The organism is Pseudomonas sp. JS3066, from assembly GCF_036328175.1.
In the GTDB taxonomy this organism is placed as follows: domain Bacteria; phylum Pseudomonadota; class Gammaproteobacteria; order Pseudomonadales; family Pseudomonadaceae; genus Metapseudomonas.
Genome location: NZ_CP143312.1, coordinates 958,715 through 978,532, shown reverse-complemented (window position 1 = coordinate 978,532; position 19,818 = coordinate 958,715). Strand labels below are relative to the sequence as shown.

The following is a 19,818-nucleotide window of genomic DNA, read 5'->3' as shown; positions in this document are numbered from 1 at the left end:
GCCAGCTGAAAGCCAATTCAGGAGAGTCACCCCATGAGCAGTGTTATTGCGATCGTCAAAAGCATTGTTGGCCAGGTTTTCGCAATGTCCCCGGAAGGGTTCCAGCGCCTGCTCGTAGAAGGTGACCGCCTATTCAAGGGTGACCAGTTACAGACGGGCATCGAGGGGATGGTGACTCTCGAGCTCACTGACGGCCGCACCGTCGATCTGGGCCGCGACACGCAATGGAGCGAGTCCGACGCCGTCGCCAGCGTCGAAACACAGCCTGCCCAGGCTGCTTCCCCGACGCCCGCCGATGACGTTGCGCAACTGCAGAAGGCCATCGAGGCGGGTGTCGACCCGACCAAGGAACTCGAAGCCACCGCGGCCGGCCCGGGCGCTGGTGGCGCTGGCGGTGGTGCCGCTGGTGGCGGCCACAGTTTCGTGATGCTGGATGCGACGGCCGACCGCGTCGACCCGACCATTGGCTTCTCCACGGGAATCGAGCCACTGGCCGGAGAAGTGCTGGCGGAAGAGGACAACACACCGACTGTAGATGCCACGCTTCCGTCGAATGACGGCCAACAGCCCACCCCTGAACTGCCGGACAGCCCCAACGCGTCCCCGCAAGGCCAGGACGCCAGCCTGACCACCGACGAAGACACCCCAGTGAAGGGGCAACTGGGCGCCACCGACCCCGACGGCGACCCGCTCACCTACACGCCCGGCGACGTTCCGCGCAACGGCACCGTTGTGATCAACCCGGACGGTTCCTACACCTACACGCCCAACCCGAACTTCAACGGCACCGATACCTTCACCGTAATTGTCGATGACGGCAAAGGCGGCACCGACACAATCGTCGTCACTATCGGCGTGAATCCGGTGAACGACGCCCCCGTTGCAGCCAACGATGGCCCGACCGCGGTGACCGAGGACACTCCGGCCACCGGCAATGTCCTGACCAACGATCGCGATACCGACGGCGATAATCTGACCGTCACCCAGTTCACCGTGGCTGGGACCACTTACTCAGCCGGCCAAACCGCCACCCTCAGTGGCGTTGGCACCCTGGTGATCAATGCCAATGGCACGTACACCTTTACCCCGGCGACGAACTACAACGGCCCGGTGCCGACCGCGACCTACACCGTCACCGACGGTACCGCCACCGATACCGGCGAACTGAGCTTCGCCGACGTCACCCCGGTGAATGACGCCTCGGTCCTTGTCGCCGATAGCAACACCGTGGCCGAAGACAGCCCGGCCACCGGCAATGTGCTGAGCAACGACAGCGATGTGGATAACGTCCTGACTGTCGCCAGTTTCAGCGTGGCGGGTATCAACGGCAGCTTCAGCGCCGGCCAGACTGCGGCCATCAATGGCATCGGCAGCCTGGTGATCAATGCCGACGGCACCTACACCTTCACGCCGAATGCCAACTGGAACGGCGCGGTACCGCAGGTCAGCTACACCACCAACACCGGCAGCAGCTCGACACTGAACATCAGCGTCACGCCGGTGAACGATGCTCCGGTCGCCACTAACGATGGCCCCGTCCCGGTCACCGAGGACACCCCGGCCATCGGCAATGTGCTGACCAACGACAGCGATGTGGAAGGCGATACCCTCACCGTCACCCAATTCACCGTGGGCGGGACCACCTACACCGCCGGCCAGACCGCCACCCTCAGCGGCGCTGGCACCCTGGTGATCAACAGTGACGGCAGCTTCACCTTCACTCCGACACCGAACTACAACGGCCCGGTGCCGACCGCGACCTATACCGTCACCGACGGTACCGCCACCGATACCGCTGAGCTGAGCTTCGGCAACGTCAGCCCGGTCAATGACGCACCGGTCGCCAGCAATGACGGCCCGATTGCCGTGACCGAAGACACCCCGGCCACCGGCAACGTGCTGACCAATGACAGCGACGCCGACGGCGATACCCTGACAGTTACCGGCTTCAGCTTCGGCGGTGCCAGTTACCTGGCCGGCCAGACCGCGACCATCAATGGCGTCGGCACCCTGGTCATCAATGCCAACGGCAGCTTCACCTTTACTCCGTCGCAGAACTACAACGGCCCGGTGCCGACCGCGACCTATACCGTCACCGACGGCACGGCCACTGATACCGCCGAGCTGAGCTTCGGCAACGTCAGCCCGGTGAACAACGCACCGCTCGCCAGCAACGACGGCCCGGTCCCGGTCATCGAGGACCTCGCGGCGGTTGGCAATGTCCTGACCAACGACAGCGACGTCGACAACGACACCCTGACCGTCACTCAGTTCGAAGTGAGCGGCAGCACGTATCTGGCCGGCCAGACTGCCACCCTCGCGGGCGTCGGCACCCTGGTGATCAACGCCAACGGCAGCTTCACCTTCACCCCGGCGCCGAACTACAACGGCCCGGTGCCGACCGCGACCTATACCGTCACCGACGGCACTGCCACCGATACCGCCGAGCTGAGCTTCGGCAACGTCATCCCGGTCGACGACGCGTCGGTCCTGGTCGCCGACAGCAACACCGTGGCCGAAGACAACCCGGCCACTGGCAACGTTCTGGGTAACGACAGCGATGTGGATAACACCCTCACCGTCGCCACCTTCAGCATCAATGGCGTGCCCGGCACCTTCACCGCAGGCTCCAGCGCCGTCATCGCCGGTGTCGGCACCCTGACCATCGCCGCTAGCGGCAACTACACCTTCACCCCGGTGCAGAACTGGAACGGTGCGGTGCCGGAAGTCAGCTACACCACCAATACCGGCAGCAGCTCGACGCTGAACATCAGCGTCACGCCTGTGAACGACGCGCCGGAAACCAACGCCGCCAGCGGCTCGGGCAATGAAGACAGCCCGATCACCGTCAACCTCAGCGGCTCGGATATCGATGGCAGTGTCGACCACTTCGTCATCAAGACCCTGCCCACCGACGGCACCCTGATGTTCGACGGCGTGCCGTTGGTGATCGGTTCGGTCGTGCCAGCCAACGCCAATGGCGCCAGTGTCACCTTCGTGCCCAACGCCAACTGGAACGGCACCACCACCTTCCAGTATGCCTCCGTGGATAACGACGGTCTGGAAGACGCCACTCCGGCCACCGGCACCATTACGGTCAATGTGGTGGACGATGCTTCCGTCCTGGTTGCCGATACCAACACCGTGGCCGAAGACAACCCGGCCACTGGCAACGTGCTGAACAACGACAGCGATGTGGATAACACCCTTACCGTCGCCAGCTTCAGCGTGGCTGGCATCACTGGCAGCTTCACTGCCGGCCAGACCGCCATCATTGCCAACGTGGGTACCTTCACCCTCGGCAGCAACGGTGACTACACCTTCACCCCGGCTGCCAACTGGAACGGTGAAGTACCGCAGGTGACCTACACCACCAACACCGGCAGCAGCGCCACGCTAAGCATCAGCGTCACTCCGGCGAACGATGCACCGCTGGCCAGCAACGACGGCCCGGTTCCAGTGATTGAGGACCTCCCGGCAGTCGGCAACGTCCTGACCAACGACAGCGATGTCGACGGTGACAGCCTCACTGTCACCCAGTTCGAAGTGGGCGGCGCCACCTACACCGCTGGGCAGACCGCCACCCTCACCGGTGTCGGCACCCTGGTGATCAATGCCAATGGCAGCTTCACCTTCACCCCGGCGCCGAACTACAACGGCCCGGTGCCGACCGCGACCTATACCGTCACCGACGGCACTGCCACCGATACCGCCGAGCTGAGCTTCGGCAACGTCATCCCGGTCGACGACGCGTCGGTCCTGGTCGCCGACAGCAACACCGTGGCCGAAGACAACCCGGCCACCGGCAATGTGCTGAACAACGACAGCGATGTGGATAACACCCTCACCGTCGCCACCTTCAGCATCAATGGCGTGCCCGGCACCTTCACCGCGGGCTCCAGCGCCGTCATCGCCGGTGTCGGCACCCTGACCATCGCCGCTAGCGGCAACTACACCTTCACCCCGGTGCAGAACTGGAACGGTGCGGTGCCGGAAGTCAGCTACACCACCAATACCGGCAGCAGCTCGACGCTGAACATCAGCGTCACGCCTGTGAACGACGCGCCGGAAACCAACGCCGCCAGCGGCTCGGGCAATGAAGACAGCCCGATCACCGTCAACCTCAGCGGCTCGGATATCGATGGCAGTGTCGACCACTTCGTCATCAAGACCCTGCCCACCGACGGCACCCTGATGTTCGACGGCGTGCCGTTGGTGATCGGTTCGGTCGTGCTAGCCAACGCCAATGGCGCCAGTGTCACCTTCGTGCCCAACGCCAACTGGAACGGCACCACCACCTTCCAGTACGCCTCCGTGGATAACGACGGCCTGGAAGACGCCACTCCGGCCACCGGCACCATTACGGTCGATTCGGTCAACGATGCGCCGGAATCCAACGCGGCAATCGGATCGGGCAACGAAGACAGTCCGATCACAGTCACCCTCAGCGGTTCGGATATCGACGGCAATGTCGGTCACTTCGTCATCAAGACCTTGCCCACCGACGGCACCCTGATGCTCAACGGTGTCGCCCTGGGCCTTGGTGCAATCGTTCCGGCCACTGGCAACGGCGCCAGCCTCACCTTCGTCCCCAACGCCAACTGGAACGGCACCACCACCTTCCAGTACGCCTCCGTGGATAACGACGGCCTGGAAGACGCCACTCCGGCCACCGGCACCATCACGGTCAATGTGGTGGACGATGCTTCCGTCCTGGCTGCCGATACCAACACCGTGACCGAAGACAACCCGGCTACCGGCAACGTGCTGGGTAACGACAGCGATGTGGATAACACCCTTACCGTTGCCAGCTTCAGCATCAATGGCGTACCCGGCACCTTCACCGCAGGCTCCAGCGCCGTCATCGCCGGCGTCGGCACCCTGACCATCGCCGCTAACGGCAATTACACCTTCACCCCGGTCGCCAACTGGAACGGTGACGTCCCGCAAGTCACCTACACCACCAACACCGGCAGCAGTTCGACGCTGGATATCACCGTCACCCCAGAAAACGACGCACCGCTGGCGGCCAACGACGGCCCGATTGCGATCACCGAAGACACGCCGGCCATCGGCAATGTCCTGACCAACGACAGCGATATCGATGGCGACAGCCTGACCGTCACTCAGTTCGAAGTCGGTGGCAGCACTTATCTGGCCGGCCAGACTGCCACCCTCACGGGCGTTGGCACCCTGGTGATCAACGCCAATGGCAGCTTCACCTTCACCCCGGCATCGAACTACAACGGCCCGGTACCGACGGCGACCTACACCCTCTCGGACGGCAACCTCACCGACACCGCCGAGCTGAGCTTCGGCAACGTATCGCCAGTCAACGACGCGCCAGAAACCAACGCGGCAGCCGGCTCGGGCAACGAAGACAGCCCGATCACCGTCACCCTCAGCGGTTCGGATATCGACGGTAACGTCGCTCACTTCGTCGTCAAGACCCTGCCCGCCGAAGGCACCCTGATGCTCAACGGTGTTGCCCTCGGCCTTGGCGCAATCGTTCCGGCCACTGGCAACGGCGCCAGCCTCACCTTCGTCCCCAACGCGAACTGGAATGGCACCACCACCTTCCAGTACGCCTCTGTGGATAACGACGGCCTGGAAGACGCCACTCCAGCCACCGGCACCATTACGGTCAATGCGGTCAACGATGCGCCAATCGCCGTCAATGACGGCCCGATCGCGATCACCGAAGACACCCCGGTCAACGGCAATGTGCTGACCAACGACAGCGATCCGGAAGGCAATGCCCTGACCGTCACCGGCTTCAGCTTCGGCGGTAGCAGCTATCTGGCCGGAGAGACCGCCACCATCAATGGTGTCGGCAGCCTGGTCATCAACAGCGACGGCAGCTTCACCTTCACCCCCGCCCTGGACTACACCGGCGCGGTGCCGAGTGCCACCTACACCCTCTCCGATGGAAGCCTCACCGATACCGCGGAGCTCAGTTTCTCCATCGTCAATCCCGAAAACGACGCACCCATCGCTGCTGATGACGGTCCGATTGCGGTCACCGAAGACACTCCAGTCAATGGCAATGTCCTGACCAATGACACGGACACTGATGGCGATGCCCTGACTGTTACCCAGTTCGTGGTCAACGGCACCACCTACCAGGCCGGCGATACCGCCACCATCACCAACGTCGGCACGCTGGTGATCAATGCCAATGGTTCGTATACCTTCACCCCGGCGCAGAACTACAACGGCCCGGTGCCCAGTGCGACCTACACCGTCAGCGACGGCAGCCTCACCGACACCGCCGAGCTGAGCTTCGGCAACGTATCGCCGGCCAACGACGCGCCAGAAACCAACGCGGCAGCCGGCTCGGGCAACGAAGACAGCCCGATCACCGTCACCCTCAGCGGTTCGGATATCGACGGTAACGTCGCTCACTTCGTCGTCAAGACCCTGCCCGCCGACGGCACCCTGATGCTCAACGGTGTTGCCCTCGGCCTTGGCGCAATCGTTCCGGCCACTGGCAACGGCGCCAGCCTCACCTTCGTCCCCAACGCGAACTGGAATGGCACCACCACCTTCCAGTACGCCTCTGTGGATAACGACGGCCTGGAAGACGCCACTCCAGCCACCGGCACCATTACGGTCAATGCGGTCAACGATGCGCCAATCGCCGTCAATGACGGCCCAATCGCGATCACCGAAGACACCCCGGTCAACGGCAATGTGCTGACCAACGACAGCGATCCGGAAGGCAATGCCCTGACCGTCACCGGCTTCAGCTTCGGCGGTAGCAGCTATCTGGCAGGCGAGACCGCCACCATCAGCGGTGTCGGCAGCCTGGTGATCAACAGCGACGGTAGCTTCACCTTCACCCCGGCGCTGAACTACAACGGCCCGGTACCGACGGCGACCTACACCCTCTCGGACGGCAATCTCACCGACACCGCCGAACTGAGCTTCGCCGACGTCACCCCGGTGGACGATGCCTCCGTCCTGGTCGCCGATACCAACACCGTGGCCGAGGACAACCCGGCCACTGGCAACGTCCTGGGTAACGACAGCGATGTGGACAACGTCCTCACCGTCGCCAGCTTCAGCATCAATGGCGTGCCCGGCACCTTCACCGCGGGCTCCAGCGCCGTCATCGCCGGCGTCGGCACCCTGACCATCGCCGCTAACGGCAACTACACCTTCACCCCGGTCGCCAACTGGAACGGTGACATCCCGCAAATCGCCTACACCACCAACACCGGCAGCAGCTCGACGCTGGACATCACCGTCACGCCTGTGAACGACGCGCCTATCGCCTCCAACGATGGCCCGATTGCGGTCACCGAGGACACGCCGGCCATCGGCAACGTCCTGACCAATGACAGCGATATCGATGGCGACAGCCTGACCGTCACTCAATTCGAAGTCGGTGGCAGCACTTATCTGGCCGGCCAGACTGCCACCCTCACGGGCGTCGGCACCCTGGTGATCAACGCCAATGGCAGCTTCACCTTCACCCCGGCGCTGAACTACAACGGCCCGGTACCGACGGCGACCTATACCGTCACCGACGGCACTGCCACCGACACCGCCGAGCTGAGCTTCGGCAACGTCATTCCGGTGAACGACGCCTCGGTCCTGACGCCCGACACCAACAGCGTGGCCGAAGACAACCCCGCCACCGGCAATGTGCTGAGCAACGACAGCGACGTGGATAACGTCCTGACTGTCGCCAGCTTCACCGTGACCGGTGTTACTGGCAGCTTCAACGCCGGCCAGACCGCCACCATCGCCAACGTCGGTACCTTCACCCTCGGCAGCAATGGTGACTACACCTTCACCCCGGTCGCCAACTGGAACGGTGACATCCCGCAAATCGCCTACACCACCAACACCGGCAGCAGCTCCACGCTGGATATCACCGTCACCCCGGAGAATGACGCACCTGTCGCCTCCAACGACGGTCCGATCGCGGTAACCGAGGACACCCCGGCCACCGGCAATGTCCTGACCAACGACAGTGATATCGACAACGACACCCTGACCGTCACCCAGTTCGAAGTGGGCGGTACCACCTACACCGCTGGCCAGACTGCCTCCCTCTCGGGTGTCGGCACCCTGGTGATCAACGCCAACGGCAGCTTCACCTTCACCCCGGCACTGAACTACAACGGCCCGGTACCGACCGCGACCTATACCGTCTCCGACGGCAACCTCACCGATACCGCCGAACTGAGCTTCGCCGACGTCATTCCGGTGAACGATGCTTCCGTCCTGGTGGCGGATACCAACAGCGTCGCCGAGGACAACCCCGCCACCGGCAACGTGCTGGGCAACGACAGCGATGTGGATAACACCCTCACCGTTGCCAGCTTCACCATCAATGGCGTCCCCGGCAGCTTCACCGCCGGTTCCAGCGCGGTGATCGCCGGTGTCGGCACGCTGAGCATTGCCGCTAACGGCAACTACACCTTTACCCCGGTGCAGAACTGGAACGGCGACGTCCCGCAGGTCACCTACACCACCAACACCGGCAGCAACTCCACTCTGGATATCACCGTTACCCCGGTGGACGATGCGTCCGTCCTGGTGGCGGATACCAATAGCGTCGCCGAAGACAACCAGGCCACCGGCAATGTGCTGGGCAACGACAGCGATGTGGATAACACGCTCACCGTTGCCAGCTTCAGCGTGGCCGGCATTACCGGCAGCTTCACCGCCGGCCAGACCGCGACCATCGCCAACGTGGGTACCTTCACCCTCGGCAGCAATGGTGATTACACCTTTACCCCGGCCGCGAACTGGAACGGCACGGTGCCGCAGGTCACCTATGTCACCAACACCGGCAGCGATTCGACGCTGGACATCACTGTCACGCCGGAAAATGACGCGCCTGTCGCCTCCAACGACGGTCCGATCGCGGTAACCGAGGACACCCCGGCCACCGGCAATGTCCTGACCAACGACAGTGATATCGACAACGACACCCTGACCGTCACCCAGTTCGAAGTGGGCGGTACCACCTACACCGCTGGCCAGACTGCCTCCCTCTCGGGTGTCGGCACCCTGGTGATCAACGCCAACGGCAGCTTCACCTTCACCCCGGCCCCGAACTACAACGGCCCGGTACCGACGGCGACCTATACCGTCACCGACGGCACTGCCACCGACACCGCCGAGCTGAGCTTCGGCAACGTCATTCCGGTGAACGACGCCTCGGTCCTGACGCCCGACACCAACAGCGTGGCCGAGGACAACCCCGCCACCGGCAATGTGCTGAGCAACGACAGCGACGTGGATAACGTCCTGACTGTCGCCAGCTTCACCGTGACCGGTGTTACTGGCAGCTTCAACGCCGGCCAGACCGCCACCATCGCCAACGTCGGTACCTTCACCCTCGGCAGCAATGGTGATTACACCTTCACCCCGGCGCAGAACTGGAACGGTGACGTCCCGCAGGTCACCTACACCACCAACACCGGCAGCGATTCGACGCTGGACATCACCGTGACGCCGGTCAACGACGCGCCGCAAACCAATGCAGCCGCGGGCTCGGGCAACGAAGACAACCCGATCACCGTCAACCTCAGCGGTTCGGACATCGATGGCAGTGTCGACCACTTTGTCATCAAGACACTGCCCACTGACGGCACCCTGATGCTCAACGGTGTCGTCCTTGGCCTTGGTGCAATCGTTCCGGCCACCGGCAACGGTGCCAGCCTCACGTTCGTGCCGAATAACAATTGGAATGGCAGCAACACCTTCCAGTACGCCTCGGTGGATAACCAAGGCCTGGAAGATGCCACGCCAGCCACCGGCACCATCACGGTCAATGCGGTGGACGATGCTTCCGCGCTGGTTGCCGATAGCAATACTGTGGCCGAAGACAACCCGGCGACCGGCAACGTGCTGGGCAACGACAGCGATGTGGATAACACACTCACCGTTGCCAGCTTCACCATCAATGGCGTGCCTGGCAGCTTCACCGCCGGTTCCAGCGCGGTGATCGCCGGTGTCGGCACCCTGAGCATTGCGGCGAACGGCAACTACACCTTCACCCCGGTGCAGAACTGGAACGGCGACGTCCCGCAGGTCACCTACACCACCAATACCGGTAGCAGCTCCACGCTGGATATCACCGTCACCCCGGAGAATGACGCGCCTGTCGCCTCCAACGACGGTCCGATCGCGGTAACCGAGGACACCCCGGCCACCGGCAATGTCCTGACCAACGACAGCGATATCGACAACGACACCCTGACAGTCACCCAGTTCGAGGTCGGGGGCAGTACCTACCTGGCTGGCCAGACTGCCACTCTTACCGGTGTCGGCACCTTGGTGATCAACGCCAACGGCAGCTTCACCTTCACCCCGGCACTGAACTACAACGGCCCGGTACCGACCGCGACCTATACCGTCACCGACGGTACCGCCACCGATACCGCCGAACTGAGCTTCGGCAACGTCATTCCGGTGAACGACGCCTCGGTCCTGACGCCCGACACCAACAGCGTGGCCGAAGACAACCCGGCCACCGGCAACGTGCTGGGTAACGACAGCGATGTGGACAACGTCCTGACTGTCGCCAGCTTCAGCGTCGCGGGCGTCACCGGCAGCTTCACTGCTGGCCAGTCCGCCATCATCGTCAACGTCGGTACCTTCACCCTTGGCAGCAACGGTGACTACATCTTCACCCCGGCGCAGAACTGGAACGGTTCGGTGCCGCAGCTTACCTACGTCACCAATACCGGCAGCAGCTCGACTCTGGATATCACCGTGACGCCGGTGGACGACGCGTCGGTCATGGTGCCCGACACCAACACCGTGGCCGAGGACAATCCGGCCACCGGCAACGTGCTGGGTAATGACAGCGATGTGGACAACACCCTCACTGTCGCCAGCTTCAGCGTCGCGGGCGTCACCGGCAGCTTCACCGCTGGCCAGTCCGCCACCATCGCCAACGTGGGCACCTTCACCCTTGGCAGCAACGGTGACTACACCTTCACCCCGGCGCAGAACTGGAACGGCTCGGTACCGCAGGTCACCTACGTCACCAATACCGGCAGCAGCTCCACGCTGGATATCACCGTGACTCCGGTAAACGACGCGCCAGAAACCAACGCCGCCAGTGCGACTGGCAATGAAGACACCGTCATTGCCGTCAACCTCAGTGGTTCGGACGTCGACGGCACCGTCGCCAGCTTCAAGCTGACCTCGCTGCCGGCCAATGGCACCTTCTACAGCGATGCCGCCGCCACCAACCCGCTGACCCTCGCCAGCGTCATCGCGGCCACAGGCAACGGCGCAACCATCTACTTCAAGCCCAACGCAGACTGGAGCGGCACCAACACCTTCCAGTACACGGCCACCGACAACAGCGGCCTGGCAGATGCCACTCCGGCCACCGGTACCATCACCGTCAACCCGGTTAACGACGCACCGGAAACCGGCACTTCCAGTACCACTGGCAATGAAGATAGCCTGATTGCCATCAGCCTGAGCGGCTCGGACATCGAAGGTACGATCGCCAGCTTCAAGATCACCTCGCTGCCGCAGCACGGGACCTTCTACAGCGATGCAGCCGGCACCATCGCCATTACGGCGGCCAGCGTCATCGCGGCTGTGAGCAATGGCGCGACCATCTACTTCCGTCCGGACAGCAACTGGAACGGCAACACCAACTTCCAGTACAGCGCTGTGGACAACGCTGGCCTGCAGGACGCAACGCCGGCCCAGGGCACCATCACGGTCAACCCGGTCAACGATGCGCCAACCTCGGCCAACGCTTCGGCCAGCGTCAACGCGGGCAACACCTACACCTTCAAGGTGGCGGACTTCAGCTTCAGCGACAGCATCGATGCCGCGACCGGGCAGACCCACACGCTGCAGAACGTGATCATCAAGGCGCTGCCGGCCGGCGGCACGCTGCTGCTCAACGGTGTGGCCATCGGCGCCAACACATCGGTGAGTGCCAGCGATATCGCCCAGGGCAAACTGACCTACCAGCCAGGCGCTACGGGCAACCTGACGAGCTTCCAGTTCACCGTGCAGGACAGCGGCGGTACCACCAACGGCGGTGTGAACACTTCCGGCCAATACGACTTCAACATCAACATTGGTCGAGTCGAAGTGCCCACCAATCCGAACGGTGACAACGACATCGTCGGTGGTGGCGGCGATGACGTGATCCTCGGCGACGTCGGTGGCACCCTGACCACGACCCAGCCGGGCACCAACTACAACGTCGCGCTGATCGTCGATACCTCCGGCAGCATGGCCTACAGCCTGCAGGGACAAAGCGGTGTCAGCTACAACGATTCCCGGATGAAGCTGGTCAAGGATGCCCTCCTGAACCTGGCCAACCAACTGAAGAACCACGATGGGGATATCAACATCACCCTGATCGGTTTCGCCGGTTCAGCCTCTACCAAAGTCAGCATCACGGATCTCAGTGATAGCAACATCGAGCAACTGCTATCGGCAATCGGTCGCAGCCAGACGGAGGGCCTCAGCGCCACTGGCAGTACCAACTACCAGGACGCCTTCGAAGAAGCCACGAGTTGGTTCCAAGCCCAAAACAACAACTACCAGAAACTGACGCTGTTCCTTACCGATGGCGACCCCACCACCACCAATAGTGGTGCAAGCAGTGACTACAACGTACTCACTCAGTCCATCGCCACATTCAGTAGCCTGAGTGGCCTCAGCACCGTGCGCGCCATCGGTATCGGCCCGGGCGTCAACGAGAACTATCTGAAGTTCTTCGACAACACCAGCGTGACCGGTAACAGCACGCTGAACTTCGGCACGACCAGCACGGTCATCGCCAACTTCGACAGCAACGGCGGTATCAACAGGGCCAGCAACTGGAGCACCACCGGCAGCGGCTCTGTGTCGCGCGACAACGATCAGTTGCGAATCACCGATTCCAACAACAACGTTGCCACGACCGCCACCAGCCCCGAGTTCAGCGTGAGCGCAAACAATGCCGGCAAACTCTCGTTCAGCTACCAGGGCACGGTGTTCAACAGCGGCGATACCTTCAGCTGGACCCTCTGGAAGAAAGTCACGGCAGCGAATGGCACCACGACCTGGACAATGGAAGATTCGGGTAGCCGGACAACTGGCACACTCGCGACAATCGAATCCAAGGTACTGAACGACGGCACCTACAAGATCGAGTACTTGCTGAACGATGCCAGCAGTGGCGGCAACGACGCCGTCGTGCGTATCGACAACATCACTGTCACCAGCCAGAACACCGTCACCGGCCCCACCGGCCAGGTCGACATCGTGCAGCAGGCCAGTGACCTGACCAGCGCACTCAACGGCGGCTCCAGTAGCACCACGCCGGTGGCCGTGGGGCACGACACCATCAACGGTGGCGCAGGTGATGACATCATCTTCGGTGACACAATCAACACCGATTACCTGCCATGGGGCATCAACGGCAACCCGGCCAAGCCTGCCGATCTCCCGGCTGGCTCGGGCATGAAGGCGCTGCAGAGCTTCCTTGAACTGAAGAACGGCCACGTCGCCACCTCGGATGAGCTGTACAGCTACATCAAGAGCAACCACTCCACCTTCAACGTGGATGGCGACACCCGCGGCGGCAACGACCTGATCCAGGGCGGTGACGGCAACGACATCCTCTATGGCCAGGGTGGCAACGATCAGCTCATCGGCGGTAACGGCAACGACATCCTGTTCGGCGGTACCGGTATCGATACCCTGACCGGTGGCAAAGGCAGTGACACCCTGTGGGGCGGTGCGGGCGCCGACACCTTCGTCTGGAAGGCCGGCGACGCGGGCAGCACAGGCAGTCCGGACCTGGATGTGGTGAAGGACTTCAAGATGAGCGAGGGCGACAAGCTCAACCTCAGCGATCTGCTGCAAGGGGAAACCAGCGCCACCATCGACAACTTCCTCAAGCTGATCGTCGATGCCGGCACCGGCAACGCCACACTGCTGGTCAGCAAGGACGGCCATCTGAACGACGCCGGAGGCACTGTCGCCAGCCACGCCGACCTGTCCATCACCCTCGAGGGCGCCGCAGCCCAGCTCAGTGGTTCGTCCATCAACTCCCTGATCGCGGGTGCTGATCCGACCATCAAGGTGGACCAGAACTGATGTTCTCCGGTCCGCAGCCACCGAGGTGGTTGCGGACCGGGGGCATCTGCCCTCATGCTCGCGGCATTCCTGAAGGGAGACTCGCCATGCTCTATATCCAGCGCGACGAAGAAGGAAGCCTGGTTCGCGTCGAGGCCGCGGCATTCGATGAGATGACCGGCAGCCTGCCGGCCGACGACCAGGAGATCCAGGCCTGGTACGCCAACCTGGCAATGCAAAGCAGCCTGCTGCAGCTGAAACAGAGCGACCTGGACATGATCCGGGTACTCGACGACCTGATCACAGTGCTGATGGCCAAGGGCGTGATCCGCATCACCGACCTGCCACCAGCCGCACAATCCAAGCTGCTCAGCCGGAACCAGGCGCGTGAGGCCCTTGGCGGCATTTCTCGGCTGATCGTCGAAGAAGACGACGAGCTGGGCTCCGGACTGATCTGAGCCGGACCGCACGACTACCCGCTCTTCGTGGGAGCGAATTCATTCGCGAAATCCCCGCACGCTCCACGCAGCACCGTTCTTGTAGGAGCGGTCTTGCTCGCGAAGCTCCTGAGTCCGGCCTTTCGCGAGCAAGCTCGCTCCTACGGAAACGCCAGGTTCATCCTGGCACTCGGAGCATTCTGGTTGTAGATGACGTCCTGGGGACGCAGCGCCCCAGGCTCGAATTCGACCCGACGAACATCCTCCTGAACTCAACCCACCGTCAACGCCAGGGCGCCGGCGCACCGAACAGTTGACCCTGCACGCCCTGGATACCCATCGCCCGCAACACCTCCAGTTCCCCTTCGGTTTCCACGCGCTCGGCAATCAACGGCAGGTCGATGCTATGCGCTGCACGCTGCATGGCCTCGATGAACAGACGCTTGTCGGCTTCCAGGTCGATGGCGCGAATGTAGCTGCCGTCCACTTTCAGGTAGGCCAGACCCAGGCGGGCCAGGTTGCCGATCATGCTGAAGCGGCCGCCGAAGTGCTGCAGGCTGAGGCTGAAGCCCAGCTCGCGCAGGCGTCGGGTGAGTTGCTCCAGCGTGGCCTGCTCGGGCAGCTGATCCTCTCCCAGCTCCAGCACCAGGCGCGGCCCCAGTTGGGCGTGCTTGCGCAGCAGCTCGAAGGCCTTGTCCAGCGCCTGTGGCTCGCGCAGCAATGCGCCGGAAAGGTTGAGCGCCAGGGTTTCGCCATGGCTGGCCATCTGCTGCAGCACCAGCTCCAGCATCAGCAGATCGAGGCGCGCCATCCAGCCGAAGCGCTGCAGCCAGGGCAGGAAACGTCCGGCCGGAATGTTCCCACCGTGCTCGTCGCGCAGGCGTGACAACACCTTGTAATGCAACACCCGCGCACGATCACGACTGTCCACCACTGGTTGGAAATAGAGCTGCAGCTGCCGCTGGCTGAGGGCGTGATCCAGCATCTGGTGCCAGGCGTGGCGTTCATCACCCACGCTGGGCGCTTCGCCCTGGGTCAGCGTCGCCCAGGTCCGGTCGGTCTGGCTTTCCGCCTTGGCCAGGGCTTCGTCGGCCAGGCGCAGCAGGTCGGACAGCGCTTCACCCGGGTTGAACGGCACCAGTCCCATATGGGCAACGGGCAACGCATCGGCCGAGCCCGTGGTCACCAGATTGGCCAGCCCGGCATCCAGGCGCTGCGCCAGCTGCTCGGCTTCTTCCGCCACCAGACCGGGCAACAGCAGGGCGAAATCGCCGCCCCGACTGCGCGCAACCAACCGGCCGGCGCCCTGCCCCGCCGCCACCTGGGTCAACAGCTCGGCCACCGCCAACAGCAACTGGTCGGTGCGCTGGCCACCCAGACGCTGGTTCAGGCCGGCCAGGTCATGCACCCGCAACAGGAACAGGTAACCCGCACTGGCGTGGTCCTCGGCGCTAAGGCGCGCCTGCAACTGCATCTCGAAATAGCGGCGGTTGGCCAGGCCGGTGAGGTTGTCGCGGTAGGCCTCGTCGCGCAGGCGCTCGCTGCGTTCGGCCTGTTCCTGAAACAGTGCCTTGAGCTTCTCCACCATCTGGTTCATCGCCTGTACCACGCGACGCAACTCAGGGGTGCGCGGCAGTTCCGGCAGGCTGAGGAACTCGCGGCGCGAAATGGCGTGGGACTGTTCGACCATGTAATCCAGCGGTTTGAGCTGGCGGCGCAGGAGGAAGGCGCCGAGGCCGGCACTGACCAGCCCGCAAACCAGTAACCAGCCGAGGCTGCCCAATGCGCTCTGCCAGAGCCGGGACAGCGCGAACAGAGGGTGGCTCTGCACTTCCACCCGTGCGGCCTGCTGCCAGCCACGGCTGACGATGGCGTCGCCACCAGCCGAGCGCAGGCCGATCAGGTCGACGAACCACTGCGGCACCTGGGCGCCCACGGCATCGGGCACGCCGGTACGCTCCACCAGGACCTTGCCGCTTTCCAGGTCAATCACCCGGATGCTCTCGTAATAGCCACTGTCGAAGATGGAGCTGACCATCAGTTCGACCATCGCCGGGTCGTCTATATGCGGGGTCAGCGACAGGCCGAGGGCAGTCGCCGCATCCTGGGCGTGAGAGCGCAATTGGTTGACGTACTGCTCTCTCGAACTCTCCAGGCCGACCATGAAGCTGCCGCTGAAGGCGACGACCAGGAACAGGCAGATGGCGATCAACAACTGTTTGAACAGAGACATCTCGACTCCTATCGGGCCGGTTCTACGGGGAAGCCTTCGGCCTTCATCTTCTTGAGCAATTCCTGCCAGCGCGAAAGGCGCTTGGCGTCGCCCACCTGCTTGCCGCTGCCTTTGCCGGCAAGCCAGAGGCCTTCGGCGTTGAAGGCGTAGACCGGCAACAAGTCGGCGCGTTGACTGGCGGGACGGATGACGCCCACCAGGTTGTCCAGCACCAGCGGCATGGCATCGGGCGTGGCGTAATAGGTCAGCACCATGTGCGCCTGGTTCAGCCGCAGGGCCTTGACGTAGGTGATACGCAACTTCTCGCTGGGCACACCGAGTTGACGCAGGCTGAAGTACTTGGCGATGGCGAAGTCTTCGCAATCGCCGGCACCTATACGCAAGGCTTGCACGGGCGTCGCCCAGTAATCGGTTTCACCCCAGAGTTCGCGGTCATCACGAAAGCGCAGCTTGGCGTTGAAGAAGCGGTTCACTTCTTCCAGTTGCTTCTTCTCGTCGACGCCGGAGAGGCGCCCGAGCATGGCCTGCCAGTCGTCTATCCGTTGCTTGCCGGGGCCGAGGGGGCCATAGAGGGATTCGGCACGCTGGCTGATCAGGGTGAAATCCCAGTCCGCCCGCAACGCTCCAGCCAGCAGCGCTGGCAGCAACGCCGCGACCAGGGCCGGCATCCGCCACCCCCTGCGCGTACGCCAGGCCTGAACGCAACCTTGGAACATCCACCATCCCGTCTAGGAGGCCATCGGGGCCCCATGGAACACGGCGCGAATGGTGCGGGCTGGCCCTGAAAAAAACAATGGCATTCTGCCGCTACACAGCAGACGACAGCGCGTAGGGTGCGCACAGCGCACCCTACCTGTCGAACCTCGTCGGTGGATTCAGCGCAGACCGCGCAGATGCAGGAAGCCGAACAGCAGAACCTGCAGCCGTTCCAGCCAAGGGAAGGGACGTGCCTTCAGCTTGCGATTGAACAGCGCCGCCTCGCCTACGTGGGCCAACAGCACCAGACCCGCCGCCAGCAGCAATGGCCGGTGCAAGGGTTCGCCAAAGGGATAGATCACATTGAGCAGCGCCACCAGCCAGAACATGGCCAGGGCGCCCTTGAGGAAGGATGACAGGTGCATGGTGCCTCCGAAGTTTGCGGACCAGGCGGCCAGTGTGCCGCCTGGTGCCTTGCGGCTCTCCGCACTTTCGGTTGGCGCGGTCACTCAACGTACAGTGAGGGCGATGGGGGCTTCCTCGAAGTCGAAGCAACCGAGGAAGGTCTTGATGTCCATCAGGTTGCCATCCACCTTCACATCCCCCAATACGGCCCCTTTGAGCAGGCTGTTCTGGCCGCTGATGACGGTATCGAGATAGGTCTTGTCGAAGGTCAGCTTGAGCGTGGTGCCTTCGGGGATGCCTTTGTGCAACTCGGCTACGCCACGGCGCACTTCCAGCGCCCACTCTTCCTTGATGTCGGGGAACACGAAGCCCAGGGTCAGGTTCACGTCGGCGCTCTTTTCCGGATCGATTCGGGTCACCCAGTTCTGCAGGAAGATGCGCGCCGGCAGGTTCTTCAGCATGTCGTCGGACAGGAAGGCGTTGCGCATGCCCTGGGACAATTGAAGTGCAGCGTCGCCGTCCAGTTTGCCTTCCAGTTCCATGGCGCTCATCAGGTACCAGTTGCGCCAGTTGATGTTCATGCTGGCGTAACCCATGCGACGGAAGCTGCGCGCCTTGATCTCGCGGGCCAGTTGGTCGTCGTGATCGATGTGGATCGCGTGGCTCGCCAGCTCGGCGGCCCATTGGTAGTCACCCTTGAGATAGGCCTCGCCAGCCGCCATCAATACCTTCTCGCGGCCACCCATCAGGGCGACCAGGCGCTTGGACTTCTCCACCGGTGGAATCGGGTCGAGGTCCACCGGGTCGCCCTGGAACCAGCCCAGGTAGCCCTGATAGATCTGCCGCACGCTGTGCTTCACGGTGCCGTAGTACTCGCGTAGGTAGGGCGTGTAGCCCGCCAGGTAAGGCGGCAGCTTGACCTTCTCCACCAGCTCGTCGGGCGTCAGGCCCTTGTTCATCCAGCGCACGGTCTGGTCATGGACATAGGCGATGGCGTCGCGGGTCATACGCAGCACCTCTTCCACCTTGTCCTTGCCGGACACCGGCTGGCCGTGCAGCGGAACCATGAAGTCGGCCTGGTAGGCGCGCAGTTTGTCGAGGCTGTTCACCCACACCACCGGATCGCGGAACTTGGTACCACGCAGGGTATGGATGTTCGGCAGGGTCGGTCCCTGCGTCACCTCGGCGCTGATCAGCACGCGGTTCTGCGGCAGGAACAGCACGATTTCGTCCGGTGCTTCGCTGGGTACGTGGAGGAACTGCACCGGCAGTCCGGCGATGGTGGTGTCGAGCTTGTCCTTGAAGGTGATGGTGGGCGCGATGAAGGTGGATTTGCCCTCATGTGCCAGCGGGCCGAGCCCGGCGTTCATATCCTTCTTGTCGCTGTCCGGCAGAGCGGCACCGAAGCTGTAACCCGAGCGCATACCGAGAATGGGGCCGACCAGCGCACCCTGGGTGACCACGTTCTCCAGCAGGGTTTCCTGGGCATAGATCTGCACCTCACCACTCTTCACCTGCTCTTCACTGACGAAGCCTTTCACACCGTTGATGTGGTCGGGATGGAAGTGGGTATAGACGATGGCCTTGATGGGCTTTTCGCTGATCTTGCGGAACTCCGCCAGGACCTTGCGCGACTGCTCGGCCGACTCGCCCGTGTCGACGATGATCAGGCCTTCGGGAGCATCGATCATCACGCTGTTGGCCAGGTTCCAGCCCACCGCCGAGTACACGTTGTCGGCGATCTTGTAGACCTTCTCGTTGAAGTGCCTGGTGTGCTCGGCCAGCTCGGCGTTGATGCTGGGCTGAATGGACTCTTCCGGCAGTGCTGCGTCGGCGCCCAGGGGCAGTGCGGCAGCCAGGAGCAGGCCGCTGAATCGGGTGGAGATGCGCATGGTTCGCTCGGGGATTGTTGTTATAGGCCGAGACAGGCTGGCAGGGGCCTGCTAATAATTCCAATGCATTCTTCTTCAATAATTG

At 63.1% G+C, this 19,818-nt stretch carries 6 protein-coding genes; 2 read left to right on the top strand and 4 right to left on the bottom strand.

The window, feature by feature from the left end:
- The first annotated feature begins 33 nt into the window (after window positions 1–33).
- Complete coding sequence (locus SA496_RS04675) at window positions 34–14,091, top strand: retention module-containing protein (RefSeq protein ID WP_330115086.1); 14,058 nt, start codon at window positions 34–36, stop codon at window positions 14,089–14,091.
- Window positions 14,092–14,177: 86 nt separating this feature from the next.
- Window positions 14,178–14,528: a tryptophan synthase subunit beta gene (locus SA496_RS04670; RefSeq protein WP_120652526.1), complete on the top strand. Its 351-nt coding sequence runs from the start codon at window positions 14,178–14,180 to the stop codon at window positions 14,526–14,528.
- Between the two features lie 262 nt (window positions 14,529–14,790).
- On the opposite strand, the gene lapD is transcribed toward SA496_RS04670, so the two are convergent.
- The 4 genes from lapD to SA496_RS04650 form a co-directional block, all read right to left on the bottom strand.
- The gene (lapD, locus tag SA496_RS04665) at window positions 14,791–16,740 is read right to left on the bottom strand and encodes a cyclic di-GMP receptor LapD (RefSeq protein WP_120652527.1); all 1,950 of its coding nucleotides are present in this window, start codon (window positions 16,738–16,740) and stop codon (window positions 14,791–14,793) included.
- 8 nt (window positions 16,741–16,748) lie between these two features.
- The gene (gene lapG, locus SA496_RS04660; RefSeq protein WP_174235582.1) at window positions 16,749–17,408 is read right to left on the bottom strand and encodes a cysteine protease LapG; all 660 of its coding nucleotides are present in this window, start codon (window positions 17,406–17,408) and stop codon (window positions 16,749–16,751) included.
- A 207-nt stretch (window positions 17,409–17,615) separates the two neighbouring features.
- Window positions 17,616–17,861, bottom strand: a complete 246-nt coding sequence (locus tag SA496_RS04655) for a DUF1145 domain-containing protein (RefSeq protein WP_120655251.1) — start codon at window positions 17,859–17,861, stop codon at window positions 17,616–17,618.
- Window positions 17,862–17,945: 84 nt separating this feature from the next.
- Window positions 17,946–19,733 carry an alkyl/aryl-sulfatase gene (locus SA496_RS04650; protein WP_120652528.1) on the bottom strand — a complete coding sequence of 596 codons (1,788 nt, stop codon included), beginning with the start codon at window positions 19,731–19,733 and terminating at the stop codon, window positions 17,946–17,948.
- Between the last annotated feature and the right edge of the window lie 85 nt (window positions 19,734–19,818).

Bases quoted from the DNA above. Each gene is read 5' to 3' on its own strand.
- SA496_RS04675 (WP_330115086.1), top strand. From the start codon at position 34: ATGAGCAGTGTTATTGCGATCGTCAAAAGCATTGTTGGCCAGGTTTTC.
- SA496_RS04670 (WP_120652526.1), top strand. From the start codon at position 14,178: ATGCTCTATATCCAGCGCGACGAAGAAGGAAGCCTGGTTCGCGTCGAG.
- lapD (WP_120652527.1), bottom strand. From the start codon at position 16,740: ATGTCTCTGTTCAAACAGTTGTTGATCGCCATCTGCCTGTTCCTGGTC.
- lapG (WP_174235582.1), bottom strand. From the start codon at position 17,408: ATGCCGGCCCTGGTCGCGGCGTTGCTGCCAGCGCTGCTGGCTGGAGCG.
- SA496_RS04655 (WP_120655251.1), bottom strand. From the start codon at position 17,861: ATGCACCTGTCATCCTTCCTCAAGGGCGCCCTGGCCATGTTCTGGCTG.
- SA496_RS04650 (WP_120652528.1), bottom strand. From the start codon at position 19,733: ATGCGCATCTCCACCCGATTCAGCGGCCTGCTCCTGGCTGCCGCACTG.